This window comes from Gluconobacter sp. P1C6_b (assembly GCF_018811945.1).
In the GTDB taxonomy this organism is placed as follows: Bacteria; Pseudomonadota; Alphaproteobacteria; order Acetobacterales; family Acetobacteraceae; genus Gluconobacter.
Map to the genome: position 1 here is coordinate 16,907 of NZ_JACRVU010000031.1, position 13,938 is coordinate 30,844.

At 60.5% G+C, this 13,938-nt stretch carries 15 protein-coding genes and 1 tRNA gene; 11 read left to right on the forward strand and 5 right to left on the reverse strand.

The genetic code is table 11. From position 1 onward, the window contains the following. Positions 1-40: 40 nt before the first annotated feature. The 3 genes from KP701_RS14420 to KP701_RS14430 are packed head-to-tail and all read left to right on the forward strand — an operon-like array spanning position 41 to position 4,181. Complete coding sequence (locus KP701_RS14420; RefSeq protein ID WP_215747644.1) at positions 41-1,243, forward strand: pyridoxal phosphate-dependent aminotransferase; 1,203 nt, start codon at positions 41-43, stop codon at positions 1,241-1,243. Next, the gene (locus KP701_RS14425; RefSeq protein ID WP_215747645.1) at positions 1,240-2,451 is read left to right on the forward strand and encodes a pyridoxal phosphate-dependent aminotransferase; all 1,212 of its coding nucleotides are present in this window, start codon (positions 1,240-1,242) and stop codon (positions 2,449-2,451) included. The genes KP701_RS14420 and KP701_RS14425 overlap by 4 nt, the downstream gene beginning before the upstream one ends. Before the next feature lie 41 nt (positions 2,452-2,492). Next, positions 2,493-4,181, forward strand: a complete 1,689-nt coding sequence (locus KP701_RS14430; RefSeq protein ID WP_215747646.1) for a M3 family oligoendopeptidase — start codon at positions 2,493-2,495, stop codon at positions 4,179-4,181. A 41-nt stretch (positions 4,182-4,222) separates the two neighbouring features. Here KP701_RS14430 and KP701_RS14435 read toward each other — a convergent pair whose 3' ends face one another. After that, positions 4,223-4,747, reverse strand: a complete 525-nt coding sequence (locus KP701_RS14435; RefSeq protein WP_252345653.1) for a thioredoxin family protein — start codon at positions 4,745-4,747, stop codon at positions 4,223-4,225. A gap of 89 nt (positions 4,748-4,836) precedes the next feature. Here KP701_RS14435 and KP701_RS14440 point away from each other — a divergent pair, with 89 nt between their 5' ends. Beyond that, positions 4,837-5,169, forward strand: a complete 333-nt coding sequence (locus KP701_RS14440; protein WP_215747648.1) for a hypothetical protein — start codon at positions 4,837-4,839, stop codon at positions 5,167-5,169. A 6-nt stretch (positions 5,170-5,175) separates the two neighbouring features. On the opposite strand, the gene KP701_RS14445 is transcribed toward KP701_RS14440, so the two are convergent. Next, the gene (locus KP701_RS14445; RefSeq protein WP_215747649.1) at positions 5,176-5,607 is read right to left on the reverse strand and encodes a DUF423 domain-containing protein; all 432 of its coding nucleotides are present in this window, start codon (positions 5,605-5,607) and stop codon (positions 5,176-5,178) included. A gap of 116 nt (positions 5,608-5,723) precedes the next feature. Between KP701_RS14445 and KP701_RS14450 the strand changes: the two genes are divergently transcribed. The 3 genes from KP701_RS14450 (at position 5,724) to KP701_RS14460 (ending at position 7,677) form a co-directional block, all read left to right on the forward strand. Further along, positions 5,724-6,314 carry a DUF4142 domain-containing protein gene (locus KP701_RS14450; protein ID WP_215747650.1) on the forward strand — a complete coding sequence of 197 codons (591 nt, stop codon included), beginning with the start codon at positions 5,724-5,726 and terminating at the stop codon, positions 6,312-6,314. Between the two features lie 16 nt (positions 6,315-6,330). Then, positions 6,331-6,903, forward strand: a complete 573-nt coding sequence (locus KP701_RS14455) for a cob(I)yrinic acid a,c-diamide adenosyltransferase (RefSeq protein WP_215747651.1) — start codon at positions 6,331-6,333, stop codon at positions 6,901-6,903. A gap of 216 nt (positions 6,904-7,119) precedes the next feature. After that, positions 7,120-7,677, forward strand: coding sequence for a hypothetical protein (locus KP701_RS14460; protein ID WP_215747653.1), 558 nt, complete (start codon positions 7,120-7,122; stop codon positions 7,675-7,677). Between the two features lie 23 nt (positions 7,678-7,700). On the opposite strand, the gene KP701_RS14465 is transcribed toward KP701_RS14460, so the two are convergent. Then, positions 7,701-9,584, reverse strand: a complete 1,884-nt coding sequence (locus KP701_RS14465) for an OPT family oligopeptide transporter (RefSeq protein ID WP_215747654.1) — start codon at positions 9,582-9,584, stop codon at positions 7,701-7,703. Positions 9,585-9,715: 131 nt separating this feature from the next. Next, positions 9,716-10,309, reverse strand: coding sequence for a hypothetical protein (locus KP701_RS14470; protein ID WP_215747655.1), 594 nt, complete (start codon positions 10,307-10,309; stop codon positions 9,716-9,718). 102 nt (positions 10,310-10,411) lie between these two features. Between KP701_RS14470 and ispH the strand changes: the two genes are divergently transcribed. The 4 genes from ispH (at position 10,412) to KP701_RS14490 (ending at position 13,010) form a co-directional block, all read left to right on the forward strand. Further along, entirely contained in the window at positions 10,412-11,422 is a 1,011-nt protein-coding gene (ispH, locus tag KP701_RS14475) for a 4-hydroxy-3-methylbut-2-enyl diphosphate reductase (RefSeq protein WP_041110638.1), read from the forward strand. A gap of 6 nt (positions 11,423-11,428) precedes the next feature. After that, positions 11,429-12,379 carry a homoserine kinase gene (locus KP701_RS14480; RefSeq protein WP_215747656.1) on the forward strand — a complete coding sequence of 317 codons (951 nt, stop codon included), beginning with the start codon at positions 11,429-11,431 and terminating at the stop codon, positions 12,377-12,379. Beyond that, positions 12,372-12,824, forward strand: coding sequence for a ribonuclease HI (rnhA, locus tag KP701_RS14485; protein ID WP_215747657.1), 453 nt, complete (start codon positions 12,372-12,374; stop codon positions 12,822-12,824). Before KP701_RS14480 ends, rnhA begins: the two co-directional genes overlap by 8 nt. A 110-nt stretch (positions 12,825-12,934) precedes the next feature. Further along, positions 12,935-13,010 (forward strand) — tRNA-Asn (locus KP701_RS14490). 70 nt (positions 13,011-13,080) lie between these two features. Here the strand turns inward: KP701_RS14490 and KP701_RS14495 are convergent. Then, positions 13,081-13,917, reverse strand: coding sequence for an MFS transporter (locus KP701_RS14495; protein ID WP_371819001.1), 837 nt, complete (start codon positions 13,915-13,917; stop codon positions 13,081-13,083). Between the last annotated feature and the right edge of the window lie 21 nt (positions 13,918-13,938).

Below are 13,938 nucleotides of genomic sequence, written 5' to 3' on the forward strand. Positions count from 1 at the left end.
TGTCTAGGATCGCGACATCGAAATGATCCGGAAATCTGTCATGTCCTTTATTGCCGACCGTCTGAACCGTATTCTCCCCAGCCAGACGATTGCCGTGACCCAGAAAGCACGCGCCCTGAAGGCCGAGGGCCGTGACATCATCAGCCTTTCCGCAGGTGAGCCGGATTTCGATACGCCTGACTTCATCAAGCGGGCAGCAATCCGCGCTATTGAGGCTGGCAAGACCAAATATACGGACGTTGCAGGCACGCTGGAACTGCGCAAGGTCGTGGCGGCACGGTTGAATGCCGATTTCGATCTTGACTACAAGGCTGAGGAAATCTGCGTTTCCACGGGCGGCAAGCAGGTCATTTACAATGTCATGGTTTCGACCCTGAATGCGGGTGACGAAGTCATCATTCCGGCTCCTGCGTGGGTCTCCTATCCCGATATCGTGACGCTGGCCGATGGTACGCCCGTCATTGTCCAGACCAATCCGGAAAACGGCTTCCGTCTAACGGCCGAGCAGCTTCGCGCCGCGATTACGCCCCGGACGAAGTGGCTCTGTCTCAATTCGCCCTGCAATCCGACAGGCGCGGCTTACGATACCGAGGCCCTCAAGGCGCTGACGGATGTGCTGCTGGACTATCCGGATATCTGGATTCTCACAGACGATATGTACGCCAAGCTCATGTACGACGGTGCTGTTGCCAAGACCGTCGTACAGGTCGAGCCGCGTCTGCGCTCGCGCACCGTGACGATGAACGGCGTGTCCAAGGCCTATGCCATGACAGGTTGGCGGATTGGTTTTGCCGCTGCTCCGGTGGACTTCACACGCCAACTCATCAAGCTTCAGGGGCAGAGCACGAGCAATCCGTGCTCCATTGCCCAGGCTGCCGCACAGGAGGCGGTATCCGGCCCGCAGGACTTCATTTCCGAAATGGTCGCAGTCTATCAGGAACGCCGCAATCTCGTGATCGGGATGCTGAATGAGGCCCCGGGCCTGTCCTGCGCTCTGCCCGAAGGCGCTTTCTATGCGTTTCCGTCCATCGCCGGAACGCTGGGCAAGACAAGCAAAGGTGGTCGCCTCATCGATGGTGACGAAGCCTTCGTGACGGCTCTGCTTGAGGAAACCGGTGTGGCGGCCGTGCATGGCACGGCGTTCCTGACGCCGGGCTATTTCCGGATCTCCTATGCGACCAGCACGGAGCTTCTGAAGGAAGCTTGCAGCCGGATCCAGAATTTCTGCCGAGAGCTTTCATGAGTTTCACCATCGCATCACGCCTGGCTGATCTTCCCCGTCCTGCAACCATCGCAATGGCAGCTCGCGCGCGTGAACTGAAGGCGCAGGGGGCGGATGTCATTTCGCTCGCGCTGGGGCAGCCGGATTTTCCGTCACCACCTGAAGCGATCGAAGCGGCCTATGCCGCGGCGAAGGCGGGAGATACCGGCTATCCGCCGATCCCGGGTCAGAAGCCGCTGATTGACGCCATTATTCGGAAGTTCCGTCGTGACAACGCTCTAAACGTCACGTCTGACCGGATCATGGTTGCGAATGGTGGCAAGCAGGTCATCTTCAACGCGCTGATGGCGTCTCTGGAAGTCGGCGACGAGGTCATTGTGCCAGCGCCGTACTGGGTCAGCTATCCGCTGATCACCCGGATGCTGGGCGGGGTTCCTGTCGAGATCCGCTGTCGGGAAGAAAACGGCTTCCGTCCTGACCCCGACGCGATCCGCGAGGCCATTACGCCGCGGACGAAATGGCTGGTCCTGAATTTCCCGAACAATCCGACCGGCGCCATTCTTGAGCGTCAGGATCTGGAAGCCATCGCAGATGTACTGCGCGAGGCACCGCATGTTCTCGTGATGAGCGACGAGATCTATGAGCATCTGACGTTCGACGGGAAGAAACACCTCTCCCTGCTGAGTGTCGCACCGGATCTGGCAGATCGTATCCTGATCGTGAACGGAATGGCCAAGGCCTATGCCATGACGGGCTGGCGCGTCGGGTTCGCCTGTGGTCCGGTCCCGCTGATCCAGGCCATGGTCGCGGTTCAGGGTAATTCCACATCCGGCGTGTGCACGCTCGCCCAGGCCGGGTCAGTTGCCGCTCTGGACGGGGATGCTGACGGGATTGCCCGGATGCTGGAAACCTATGAGCGTCGGCGTGGTCTGGTCGTAGGCACATTGCAGCAGGTGCCCGGCCTGACCTGCGTGATGCCGGATGGTGCGTTCTATGCCTATCCGGGGATTGCGGCCCTGATCGGCGGCACATCTGGGCAGGGACGGCTGCTCGATACGGATGTGGCTTTTGCGGAGGCACTTCTTGACGAGGCGCATGTCGCGACCGTGCCCGGCTCGGCGTTTGGATACAGTCCGTATCTGCGCCTCTCCTTTGCTGCTTCGGATGAGCAACTGGTCGAAGCCTGCCGTCGTATCGCGCAGTTTGTGGGCGATATCCGGACCGTCTGACAGGCATGGACGCAGGGGCCGGGGAATGGCAGAATTATGCCATGACGAAGACAATCCCTCCCTTTTCCGAACTGTCTTTCCCTCGGCCTGACGAACAGTCTCTCAAGGCCCGTTATGATGCCATCGCGTCTCTGCTTGATGCAGGTGACCGTGTGGAAGCCCTGCACGCTTTTGATGCTGTCCGGCGCGAGTATGAGTCGTGGGCATCGCATGTGCACTTGCAGTTTTCGCGCAATACGCAGGATGAAACTGCCAGGGCTGATCGTGACTATGCAGACCGGTTGTCTCCGGTCGCGACCGATCATGAGGTGACGGTCAAGAAACGCCTTCTGGCCGATCCTGACCGCGAGGGGCTTGAAGCCATCGTAACGTCCCATGTGGTGCGGCTCTGGGAATCTGATACGACGACCTTCGATCCACGTATCAGCACGGATCTTGAGGAAGAAGCACGGCTTGCGGGGGAATACACGGCGCTTCTGGCGGCCGCAAACATCCCTTTCGACGGCAAGACGCTCAACCTGTCGGGACTGGTGCCGTATCTTCAGGGAATGGACCGGGATGTCCGTCATGCTGCCGAAATGGCGCGCTGGGCGTTCTTTGAGGAAAACGGTGCCGAACTGGATGCTCTTTATGGCAAGCTCGTCACCCTGCGTGACCGGATGGCAAAGACGCTCGGTTTCGAGAACTATATCGAACTGGGGTATCGCCGGATGCGGCGGACAGATTATGGCCCTGAGCAGGTTGCGGCTTTCCGTGAGAAAGTTCTGGCCTATGTCACGCCGCTGATCAGCTCGCTGATCGAACGCCGGCGCCTGAAAATGGGCTGGGACAAGGTGATGGCGTGGGATGAAGCGCTCGTCGACCTTCAGGGGAATCCCGGCCCTGCGGGCGATCATGATCTTCTGGTCGCACGGGCGGAAAGTATGTTCCGCGATCTCGATCCGTCAGGCGAGCTGGCCGATTTCTACGCCCGGATGCGGGATCTGGGCTATCTTGATCTGAAGAACCGCGAGGGCAAGGCCGGGGGCGGCTTCTGCACGTCCTTCCCAACGGTTGGAACGCCTTACATTTTTGCCAATTTCAATGGCACCCATAACGATATCGGCGTTTTCACCCATGAAATGGGTCATGCCTTCCAGAACTGGAAAAGCCGTGACCTGCCGTGGATCGATCAGCTCTGGCCGACCATGGAAGCGGCTGAAATCCATTCCATGGGGCTGGAGTTCCTGACATGGCCGCAGATTGGCGCTCTGGTCGAGGATGGCGCGGCGGACCGGTATCGCCGGATGCATCTGATCGACGCGCTGTCGTTCTTTCCGTATGGCGTCTGCGTGGATCACTTCCAGCATGAAGTCTACGCCCATCCGGAGATGACACCGGAAGAGCGTCATCAGACCTGGCAGCGACTTGAGAAGCTTTACATGCCGTGGCGGGACTGGGGCGATCTGGCCTATGCGGCGAAGGGGGGACGCTGGCAGGCGCAACTGCATATCTACCGGCTGCCGTTCTATTACATCGACTATGCGCTGGCCCAGTGCTGCGCATTGCAGCTCTGGCTGGGCTCACGTCTGGACCGGGAAGGGACGCTGGAAACCTATCGCCGACTTTGCGCTGAAGGGGGCTCAAAACCCTTCGCGCAGCTTGTGTCCGAGGCCGGGCTAACCTCTCCGTTCGAAGCGGATGTTCTAGCGGAAGTCGTGCATGAGGCCGAGCAGGTTCTCGCCCTCTGAGCAGAGGGTAAGGCTCCGGAAAAAGCCGGAGCCTCAGGGACTTAGCCGCGTTTGTTCCAGCTGGAAATGAGGTCCAGGACAGCCTGTGGTGACATGCTGCGGGCATTGCCCAGAGCCGTGGATCCGTCGCCATTCAGGGCATGGCCGTCCGGTGTCACTATGATGACGGTCGGGACGGCCTTGATGGTCACCCCATAACGCGCGGCCAGATCAAGATTGGTGTTGATGCGCCCCACATTGACCGGGACGACGACGAACTGGCTGTCCAGCCAGCGTGCCGCGTCGGGCAGGGCGAAAATGCCGCTGAGCATCTTGCAGTCCGGGCACCAGTTGCCACCGAAATCGAGCAGAACCTTGCGATGGGTCTTCTGCGCCAGAGCGAAGGCCTGCGCCACCTGATCATGGGCGACTATCGTGTCCGGATAGGGCGTGGCGACGGGCGGCGCGGACGTTTCAGCCAGTTGCGGGGCCGGCACCGGAGGCACTTCACTGGATGCAGCCTGAGCGGGAAGGGTTGCGGTAAGCGCCAGACCGAGGCCGGCAGCGGCAAGAAGGGAACGGCGCATGAAAAAGGCTTTCATTGATGTTGTCCTCTGCATGCCATAACGCAGAACGACGGGAACAGATGATTAAAGCCCAGTTTTGACGAAAGGTCATGCGTTTGAAAAAAACACCATCACGCCCGGACGGGACGCCTCCGCGCGAGATAAGCGTTACGGAAACCCTGATCCGGACCGTAATCCTCGTTGGTTTGACGCTCGCATTCGCCTCGGTGTTCCGCTTCTGGCAACCGGCGATCAAGCTTGCGCAGCATGTGGCGGGAACATCTGCCTGGCAGGAACTCTACAGCCTGTTTCATATTGAATCCGGTCTTGGACGCGAACAGCTGATCCTGACGGGGATCATGATTGCCTGCTTCCTTCTGGCGCTTGGTGTGCAGGCAATCGGTCTGCTGATTTTTCAGCGAATCAGAAAAAACCGCGTCTGACGCGGCTCAGTCCCGGAACGGACGCCGCAGGGCAGATGCTGCAGCCAGACACCAGGCGATCATGAGCATCGTCCCGCCATAAGGGGCGATCCGTCCGACTGACATGGGGCCCAGTCTGAGATTGAACAGGGCGAGCAGTGTGACCGGCACGCAGAACAGCACCATGCCCACCGCCATGCACAGACAGGACAGGCGGATCAGTTTCGGCGAGAGACGGGATGCGTTCAGGGACAGTACGCAGAGGCCCAGGGCATGCCACATCTGGATCTCGACTGCGGAATGCAGCATGGCCCGTCCACCCGGAACGGCAAAAAGCCGGTCCGGAAGATGGGCGGACAATGCGCCAAGCATGACGCCGGAAGCCGCCGAAAGGGTAGCGAAAATGAAACTTCCCCGGATCGGATCGGGCATACTGGCGCGGACAGGATTTGCGGACATGCCGTGAATGTATCATGTGTTGTCTGAACAGCGAATGAGAGACTGTCATGAGTGGAGTGTCAGTCTGTCGCGGCCTGTCCTTTTGAGGCCAGGTGCGTTTGAAAAAGGAAGCTTCGATGACTGTTTCGTATCTCCGTCTGTGCCTGTCCGCCGGCCTTCTTGCTGGTCTGGCCGCCTGTAATGCTCCGGATGCGCCGCCGGCTCCAGCTCTTCCAAGCGTGGCATCCACATACAAGCTGACCACGGTGGACGCGGCCTTCATCCAGCAGATCGATGAGATGGACCAGACGCAGATCGCCATTGCGACACTTGCGGCCACGCACAGCAACAGCGACGTGATCAAGGCATTCGCGTCGACCGTTCAGGCGGATCACACGACCAATCAGAAGGCCGTCGCCAAGATCGCTTCGGATGGCAACCTGACCGTGGCTGCCAAGATCGATGCTGCCGATCAGGAGCATGTCGATTCGTTTTCGCATCTCTATGGTGCGGCGTTTGATCGCATGTTCCTGCGTGATGTCGTGAGCACGCGGACGGCCGATTTGACCAAGGCCATCACGACGGCCAAGGCTGCGGGTGGTACTCCCGATGTGAAGACCCTCGCTTCGGATACCGACAAGATGCTGACGGATCACACGTCCCGTGCGCATGACCTGATGGGCGATCGCACGATCAGCCATCACGCGAAGCACAAAAGAAGCCGCTAAGCAGCAGGATCAGGGCATGAGCATTCGCATCGACAGGATCGTGACCCGTGGCGGAGACGGGGGGCAGACATCACTTGGAGACGGGACACGCGTTTCCAAGTCGTCTGACCGTATCGAAGCGATGGGGACTGTTGATGAACTCAATGCCCAGTTGGGTGCCCTGTGCTGTTACCTGGCACAGGACACCCGGACTGTCGGTCTTGAAGACGAAGTCCGGCAGATCCAGTCCTGCCTGTTCGATCTCGGTGCGGATCTCTGTCTTCCCGATCCGGACCGCGCTCCCAGTCTGACTGCGCAAGCCAGTCTCTGGCTTGAAGACCGGCTGGAGGAGATGCGCCAGTCCCAGCAGGAACTCAGAAGCTTTGTCCTGCCCGGTGGGAGCCTCGTCGCAGCGCACGCGCATCTGGCCAGAACCGTCGCGCGGCGGGCCGAGCGGCGGGTGGCCGTGCTCGAGCAGACCCCTGCAGAAACACTTCGTTTCCTGAACAGACTGTCCGATTACTTCTTTGTTCTTGCCCGCCACGCCAATAATCATGGTGAAACGGATATCCTCTGGTCTCCGGGACGCTGGCATCAGAAGAAAATATAAGCCTTCGCTTATTGTCCTGATGACAGAATGCCGGTGAAGTGCTAGGAAACTCGCGTCAGAACGCTGGAGCTCCTCCAGACGAGTCGACTTTTCATATCCTTGTCAGGGCAAGTCGTTGCTGGGTGGGCCGAGGTCCGGTCAGCTTTTCTGTCTTTTTGGCAGGCCTGTCCGGCAGGGACGAAATCTACAAATATCATATTGGTTGAAGAATACAGAATGCAGGACGAGCATCAGGTTAACGAAGAAGACAAGCTGCGACAGGCTCTGGCCCGTCTGGGGGCAGGAGCCTCCTCCCGCTCTTCCAAGCCCCGGCCTCTCACACCCACTCCCGAACGTCGCCGGCGTTTCGTCCGTGACGGACAGGTTGTGGTCGAACATCAGGGAAGCCGTGGAATTGCCGCGCGCAATCCCAGTCAGGAAGACCAGGAAGAAATCGAGCGTCTGCGCCAGTCGGTCAAGCGCGAGCAGCGCCGCTGGGAAGAAGCCGAGCGGAGCCTGATGGAAGTCCGCTCCCAGCTCAAGGCGTTCGAGACGCGCGAAGCCCATGCGAAAATCCAGATCACCGAACTGAACCGCGAACTGCGTGAAAATCAGGATGCGATCCAGACGCTGAAGGCCTGCCTGCATCAGGCCCGCGAACAGGCTGCCGAGGCTGCACGTCGCGCGCCCCGTCCTGTCGGGCGCCCCCGCAAGGAAGCCGCTCCCGCAGCCGCGGAAATTGCAGAGAAGGAAGCAGCCGAGCAGGAGCCGGTGCAGTGGTGGGTGAAGGCCTGATTTGGGGCTTCACCCATCCGGGCTCAGCCTGACTGTCTGACCTGCCGTCCGAACCAGAGCAGGACACCACAGAAAACTGCCCAACCCAGCCCGGCATTCAACAGGGCCGGGATAGGAAGCGCCAGTGTATCGGCGCTTCCCGTCGCTCCCGCCATGGCGGCGAGCGCTACGCCGATCAGGCTCTCTCCAACAATGAAGCCTGAAGCAATCATCGTTCCCTGCTCTTTGGGGAAACGGCGCAACAGCCATCCAAGCCCCGCACCAATTCCGATCGTGACCGAGACATCTGCCGGAAGATAGATGCCCATCCCGACCGCCAGCGGCGGAAGGGCCAGATTGCGGCGGTGCAGCACGACATCCAGGACGACCAGAAGCACGCCAAGAGCTGCTCCGATTTCCAGCATGAGCCAGTCAAGCTGGTGGGTCAGGATACCGGTTGCGATGGCGGCCATTAGCGCAGGCTGAGGCGCGGCAAGCGCACGTGACGGGTCCATGCCCTCACGTGGCATGGCTCCGGCAAAGCCGTAGGCTTGATACAGGACCTGAAGCACCCAGGGGATGACGATCGCTCCGACCACACAGCCGATCAGCAGGGCAACTTCCTGCCTCCAGGGCGCCGCGCCGACAAGCTGACCGGTTTTGAGGTCCTGCAGGTTGTCATTGGAAACAGCTGCCGAGGCCGTAATGGCAGAGAGCACGAAAAGTCCGAAAGCAATGGCAATCGGACGTTGTTCGACGCTGAACAGTCCAGTGCTTTCCAGCCCCCACAAGGCGACCGAAATGGCAATGATGGCAATAATTCCCACGCCGGAAATTGGCGAGGACGAAGACCCGATGATCCCGGCCATGTAGCCGCAGGCGCTGGCGACCAGAAAGCCCAGCCCGAAGCAGGCGATCAGACCCAGCAGGATCAGGGTGACCAGCGCACCGCCATGCGGCATGACGGGCCACAGGAAATAGGCGAACAGTCCTGCCAGCAGCACTGCGAGGCCTGTGCACAGGGCAATCAGCGTCCGGGGCGTCAGGTCGCGGTCGCTGTCATCTCCCATTGCCAGATGAGTAACGGAGAGAGCTTCTTTCAGCCCCTGGGCCACGGGGCGCGCAAGGGCCAGCAGGGTCCAGATCGCGGCAACTGCAATGGTGCCAGCGCCGATGAACCGCACCTTGTGCAACCAGAGCCCGGTTGCGTCTGCCAGGGGGGTGGCTGAAGGGGCGAGATGGCCCAGCACCGGAACCATGATGCCCCATGCCAGAAACACACCGAGCAGCATGGCAATCCCGCCACCGATCCCGACCAGATAGCCCGTTCCCAGCAGGGCCAGCGAAAAGCTGCCGTTCAGACGGAAAGCCGACGATCCCATGACGGTCGCGGCAGAGAAACCGTCTGACAGGAGGCGAAGCCCGGAGGTTGCAAAGGCGATACTTCCCGAAACAACGGTGCCGAGGGTGAGGGATCTCAGGCTCCGGGCATCACCTTCGGGAGATGAGGCGCGCAGGATTTCCGCGCAGGCCGTGCCTTCGGGATAGGGAAGATCGGAGTTGCTGACGAGCGCGCGCCGCAGCGGGATGGTGAAGACAACGCCCGTCATGCCCCCCGCCATCGTCAGCAGGAGCGTGATGACATAGGGAAATTCATGCCAGTATCCGACCATGATCAGGGCGGGGAGTGCTGCGAACACACAGGACAGGGTTCCGGCCGCGGAGGCCTGGGTCTGGACCATGTTGTTTTCCAGCATGGTCCCGCCGCCCATGAGGCGCAGGACGGCCATCGAGATGATCGTGGCGGGAATGGACGAGCCGAAAGTCAGGCCGATCTTGAGGCCCAGATAGACGTTCGCTGCCGTAAAGACGACCGTGATGAGGGCTCCGAGAAGGATCCCGCGGAGGGTCAGTTCGCGACTGTCCATGTGTTTCTGTTCCGAAATGATAGCCGACACGGAACATTCCGCCGTACCCGTATGCCGGGCCGTTCGTGACAGCCGTTATCATGAAATAACGGGCTACCGCCCGTGTTTGAGGCGCTGGCCCGGCGTTCTGGTTACTGTGTGTGGCTGTGGAAGGAGACCGGTGCGAGATGCTCGCGGTTATACCCGAGTTCGCCATGCGTCAGCTGGTAGCCGATCTCGAGCGTATAGGGATTTTCCTGCGTCATGTTGTCCGTGGCAGGAAGATCGATCAGGCGCAGGTTCGTCCGGACGGACTGCGTGCTGACATTGGCCGGGAAGCGGAAGCTGTCGGTAAAGACCTTCTTGTCCACGATCTTGCCGTCACGCATGATGACGATGAAATACGGCACGTCGATCGTGCTGCTGGTCGCAGCCGGACCACGGGTCAGGTTCATCGCAAGGCTCAGGCGTGTGCGGACCGTCTGGTGGCCATGCGGACCATCCGGACCACGTTCGCAGTCCCCGGAGAGGGAGGCGATCTGGGCATGGCTGACGAGACTGCCGATATCCGCGCTCTTGCCGTCATAGACGAACTGGTCCGCTGCCGAACCCGGGATATCGAGCGCCGGGCAGGCAGGTGCGAAGAAACTCGGGTTGGATTCGTCGCAGCCGGCCAGACTCGAAAGTGCCACGAGGGCAAAAGCCGGAGCAAACAGGGGCGAGGCGAAGCGCCGGATGGCTGGCATCAGCTGAAGAAACTCCCAACAAAGCGGCCCGGACGTTGCGACGAGAGGCAATCCGGTCGATACTGGTCCTACATATCGAACTCCGCCCGCTTGGGGAACACCATGTCAGAACAGACGACTTTCGCTCCTTCCCGCACCGACGGTGTGGAAGCCCATAAAACCCTTCGCGTCCTGCTCGCCGGTCCGCGTGGATTCTGTGCCGGTGTGGACCGCGCCATCCGCGTCGTGGAAGAGGCCCTGCGCCGTTATGGCGCTCCGGTCTATGTCCGCCACGAGATCGTCCATAACCGGACGGTCGTGGAAGGACTGGAAGCCAAGGGCGCCATTTTCGTCGAGGAACTGGATGAAGTTCCCGAAGACGGACATGTCGTTTTCTCGGCCCATGGCGTTCCCAAGGCGGTCCCGGCCGAGGCCCAGCGCCGCAACCTGCTGTATCTGGATGCGACCTGCCCGCTGGTCTCGAAGGTTCATCGTGAAGCCGAGCGTCATTTCGCAGGTGGCGGCCCGGACCAGCGTCACATCCTGATGATCGGTCATGCCGGCCATCCGGAAGTGGTGGGTACGATGGGTCAGCTTCCGCCGGGCGCCGTCACACTCATCAACGATGCGGAAGAAGCCCGCACGATCCAGCCGGAAGACCCGACGAAGCTCGCCTTCATCACGCAGACGACGCTTTCAGTCGATGATACGGCAGAGATCGTGGACATCCTGCGTTCGCGCTTCCCGCTCATCGAAGGGCCGAAGCGCGAGGACATCTGCTACGCCACGACCAACCGTCAGGAAGCCGTGAAGGCCATCGCGCCCGAGAGCGATCTTGTGATCGTGATTGGCTCGCCGAATTCGTCCAATTCGCAGCGTCTGCGTGAAGTCGCCGAGCGTTCCGGCGCGCGCCGTGCCCTGCTGGTGCCGAAGCTCGAAAATCTCGACTGGAGCGTCCTGGAAGGCGTGGAAACGCTAGGCATCAGTGCCGGTGCGTCCGCTCCCGAGAGCCTCGTGCAGGAAATGGTGACGGCTCTGGCCGAGAAGTACACGCTCAAGATCGAAGAGCGGATCGTCAAGGAAGAGAACATCAACTTCCGTCTGCCTGGTCCGCTGGCTGGCGAGGACGACTGATTTCTCATGGCCGTCTATACGGAACTGGCGGCCGAGACGCTTGAGGCGTTTCTTGGCACTTACGAGATCGGGACGCTGGTCTCGTTTCATGGCATCGCCGAGGGTGTCGAAAACAGTAACTTTCTCCTCCGCACCACGGAGGGGGATTTTATCCTTACGCTGTTCGAGCGACGGGTGAATGCTGCTGAACTCCCGTGGTTTCTGGGGCTCATGCAGTATCTGGCGGGCAGGGGGCTGAACTGCCCGCTTCCCGTATCGGACCGAAGCGGGACTGCCCTGCGAAGCCTCGCAGACCGTCCCGCCGCCATCACGACATTTCTTCCGGGTGTTTCCGCAACGCAGCTTGATGCCGGGCTGTGTCTGGAACTTGGTAAGGCTCTGGCCCGGCTGCATATTGCGGGCGAGGGATATGATGCTGTTCGGCAAAATGCCCTGTCGCCGGCAGCCTGGGGGCCACTGCTCGAAAGCTGTGGCGACAGCGGAGACGCGCTTTCCCCCGGCCTGACCGCTGAAGTCCGGACGGCGCTTCAGAGCGTCGAGGCTGCATGGCCCATACCGGGGGATCTGCCGCGCGGGCAGATCCATGCGGATCTGTTTCCGGACAACGTCTTTTTCCAGAACGGGCAGGTCTCGGGGCTGATCGATTTCTATTTCGCCTGCACGGATTTTCTCGCCTACGATCTGGCGATCTGCCTGAATGCCTGGTGTTTTCGGGATGAGAAGACGTTCGAACCGTCTTTCGCCGCCGCCATCATGCAGGGGTACGAGAGCATCCGCCCCCTGAGTGATGCAGAAAAAGCCGCGCTTCCAACATTGTGTCAGGGCGCTGCGATCCGCTTTCTGCTGACACGGCTTTACGACTGGATCAATACCCCCGCAGATGCGCTGGTGACCCGCAAGGATCCGCTGGCCTATCTGCGGCGCCTGCGTCATTTCCAAAGTGCTTCTCATGTCTGAGGCGCCTGGAGAACGTCCCCGGGTTGAAATCTGGACGGATGGGGGATGCAAACCCAATCCGGGTCCCGGCGGATGGGGGGCGCTTCTGGTCTGCCGCGGTCAGGAGAAGGAACTTCTGGGTGGCGACCCGGAAACCACCAACAACCGCATGGAACTGACAGCGGCGGCCGAGGCGCTCGAAGCGCTCAAACGTCCCTGCATCGTGACGCTGCATACGGACAGCGAGTATCTGCGCAACGGTATTACCCGTTGGCATACGGGCTGGGTGCGGCGGAAGTGGCGCAATGCGGCAGGCGATCCCGTGGCCAATATGGATCTGTGGCAGCGGATACTGAAAGCCGCGAAACCGCATGAAATCGACTGGCTCTGGGTCAAGGGTCATTCAGGCGACGAGAATAACGAACGCGTGGATCAACTCGCGACCCGGGGGCGTGAAGAGCTCTGAAAAATGACGGTTTTTCTCAGGTCTTTGAAGAGAAACGAAAAAATCGACAAAAAAAGTTCATTTAGGGGCTTTACCGACCCCGGCCATTTGGCTACATACCACCTCGCCGGTCCCGAATAGCTCAGTTGGTAGAGCAAGCGACTGTTAATCGCTGGGTCGTAGGTTCGAGTCCTACTTCGGGAGCCAGCCTTTCCTTCGGAAAGCTGCTCCGGCCGCAAACAAAGCTCCCTTTGGGGAGCTTTTTGCATTTCTGGGCTTACTGCTCTTCCGGAAAGATGTCTTCCAGACGGTCGAGTGCCCACAGGCGCGGGAAGAAGCGGGCCCAGACAGCCGCCACCAGAATTGTTCCAATCCCACCGGCAATGACGGCGGCTTCCGGCCCGATCGCGGTTCCGAGCATGCCGCTTTCAAATTCGCCGAGCTGATTGCTGGAGCCGATGAACAGCGTGTTCACCGCCGAGACCCGCCCGCGCATCGAATCCGGTGTGGCCAGCTGGATCAGCGAGGAACGGATCACCACGCTGATGACGTCGGAGGCTCCGAGAACCATCAGGGCCACGATCGAGAGCCAGACCGTATGGGATGCGCCAAAGACGATCGTCGCAATACCGAACGTGACGACAGCCGTGAACATGATGAGGCCGGTGCGACCCTTCAGGGGATAGCGTGACAGGCCCCAGGACATCAGAAGCGCCCCAACGGCTGGAGCCGCACGCAGCAGCCCCAGACCAACCGGGCCTACATGCAGGATACCGTCCGCATAGACTGGCAGCATGGCTGTCGCGCCACCCAGCAGCACGGCAAAGAGGTCGAGTGTGATGGCTCCCAGAAGGTCCCGGCGACGATTGAGGAAGGACAGACCCGCAAAGACCGAAGCAAACGTGATCGGTTCCTTGGTCGGTACGGTATGAAGCAGTCTGAGCGAGAATGTTCCGGCAAAAGCCACTGTGAACCCGGCCGTGGAGAGTCCGTAGCAGACGACCGGTCCGATGCCATAGAGCAGGCCGCCCAGACTTGGTCCGACAATAGAGGAGGTCATGAACAGCGACGAAAGCATGGCCTGCGCACGGGGTAGAAGGGCGGGTGGGGCGATTGCTGTCTCTTATACACATCT

Bases quoted from the DNA above. Each gene is read 5' to 3' on its own strand.
- KP701_RS14420 (WP_215747644.1), top strand. From the start codon at position 41: ATGTCCTTTATTGCCGACCGTCTGAACCGTATTCTCCCCAGCCAGACG.
- KP701_RS14425 (WP_215747645.1), top strand. From the start codon at position 1,240: ATGAGTTTCACCATCGCATCACGCCTGGCTGATCTTCCCCGTCCTGCA.
- KP701_RS14430 (WP_215747646.1), top strand. From the start codon at position 2,493: ATGACGAAGACAATCCCTCCCTTTTCCGAACTGTCTTTCCCTCGGCCT.
- KP701_RS14435 (WP_252345653.1), bottom strand. From the start codon at position 4,747: ATGCGCCGTTCCCTTCTTGCCGCTGCCGGCCTCGGTCTGGCGCTTACC.
- KP701_RS14440 (WP_215747648.1), top strand. From the start codon at position 4,837: ATGCGTTTGAAAAAAACACCATCACGCCCGGACGGGACGCCTCCGCGC.
- KP701_RS14445 (WP_215747649.1), bottom strand. From the start codon at position 5,607: ATGTCCGCAAATCCTGTCCGCGCCAGTATGCCCGATCCGATCCGGGGA.
- KP701_RS14450 (WP_215747650.1), top strand. From the start codon at position 5,724: ATGACTGTTTCGTATCTCCGTCTGTGCCTGTCCGCCGGCCTTCTTGCT.
- KP701_RS14455 (WP_215747651.1), top strand. From the start codon at position 6,331: ATGAGCATTCGCATCGACAGGATCGTGACCCGTGGCGGAGACGGGGGG.
- KP701_RS14460 (WP_215747653.1), top strand. From the start codon at position 7,120: ATGCAGGACGAGCATCAGGTTAACGAAGAAGACAAGCTGCGACAGGCT.
- KP701_RS14465 (WP_215747654.1), bottom strand. From the start codon at position 9,584: ATGGACAGTCGCGAACTGACCCTCCGCGGGATCCTTCTCGGAGCCCTC.
- KP701_RS14470 (WP_215747655.1), bottom strand. From the start codon at position 10,309: ATGCCAGCCATCCGGCGCTTCGCCTCGCCCCTGTTTGCTCCGGCTTTT.
- ispH (WP_041110638.1), top strand. From the start codon at position 10,412: ATGTCAGAACAGACGACTTTCGCTCCTTCCCGCACCGACGGTGTGGAA.
- KP701_RS14480 (WP_215747656.1), top strand. From the start codon at position 11,429: ATGGCCGTCTATACGGAACTGGCGGCCGAGACGCTTGAGGCGTTTCTT.
- rnhA (WP_215747657.1), top strand. From the start codon at position 12,372: ATGTCTGAGGCGCCTGGAGAACGTCCCCGGGTTGAAATCTGGACGGAT.